Below are 1,166 nucleotides of genomic sequence, written 5' to 3'. Positions count from 1 at the left end.
CGCTGGTTGCGGGCACGCTCCGCCCGCCGGCGTGCGTGCTTGTGCGCGAGCCGGTTGCTGGTGGGCGGGGTGTCGTCCCCGGTGATGACCCGTGGGGTCGGTGGGGCTTGGGGTGGCTGTTCGTAGCGGATACGACGCAGGTTCGGGAAGAAGTCCTCGAGGTTCTCGGCGTCACCGGGGATGACGAACCCCTCGGACGTGCGGTACTCGGTGACCAGGTGGCCGTCGTCGTCGCGGTACTGGACGTCGATCCAGTCGCCGAACGTCTTGTGCAGGTGCCCGAACCGGCACTTGGCGTTCAAGTTCTCACTCGATGTGGCCCCACCCTGGGCGGGATTGGTGTGGTCGTACTCGGCGACGTGGTCCAGATCGGAGTCGAAAGCCGAACACCCGCAGCCGGGTTCGGTGCAATAGCCGTCACGCACCCGCACGAAGTCAGCACACGCGGTGGTGGGCCGGTACGGGTCGGCGGCTTGCGCACCGGGGTAGACGATCACGACGTCTTTCGACGGGACGTCCTCGACGACGATGCGGGCCGGTGGTGTGCGGACCGGGGTGACGGGTGTGATGGTGGAGTCCGACCGTTCGGCGAGATCGCGGACGTGGTCGTCGGAGATGACGCCGGCGCCGTCGACCCAACCGATCCCTGGTGCCCCGGCGAGGGTGGCGGCGTCGGTGACGACGTGGATGACGACCTCGGTGCTCACCGACCGGACCACTTTGGCGGGGTCGGGGATCTCGGCGTCACAGTCCTCTCGCTGGCATTGGCAGTCGAAGATGGTGCCGGTCAGCAGAGCGAACATGGCATCGGAGTTGCGCTGGTTACGGTTGCGGCCGTCGTGGGCGCAGACGGTGTCGGCGAGCGCTTTCACTGCTTTCGCGGCGATGCGAATGTTCTCCGCGGCCATCACGCCGGTGATCTCACCGGTGCCGTCGGTGAAGTTCTCGGTCCACATACCGCGCTTGTCCAACGCTTCACGACGCCGCTCCCGTACCGCGTCAGGATCGTGACGGAAGACGAGGCGATCGACCATGTCACGCAGCTTCGGTGTGGTCCAGGCGCCCTTCCTGGTGCGCAGGATGCGTTCGATCTCGGTATCGAGGTCCGCGATGACCGCGGCGTCGGAAATGAGGTCGGTGCGGGAGATGACCGTCTGGATCAACTG

At 66.6% G+C, this 1,166-nt stretch carries 1 protein-coding gene; it reads right to left on the bottom strand.

Features of this window, described 5'->3' with window-relative positions:
• Positions 1 to 1,166 (bottom strand): HNH endonuclease signature motif containing protein (locus tag BJF87_RS23755; protein WP_075864040.1); only part of this gene is annotated, 1,166 nt, incomplete at both ends.

It is taken from the genome of Gordonia sp. CNJ-863, assembly GCF_001942325.1.
Taxonomy (GTDB): Bacteria; Actinomycetota; Actinomycetes; order Mycobacteriales; family Mycobacteriaceae; genus Gordonia; species Gordonia alkanivorans.
This window is presented reverse-complemented; position numbering and strand designations above follow the sequence as displayed.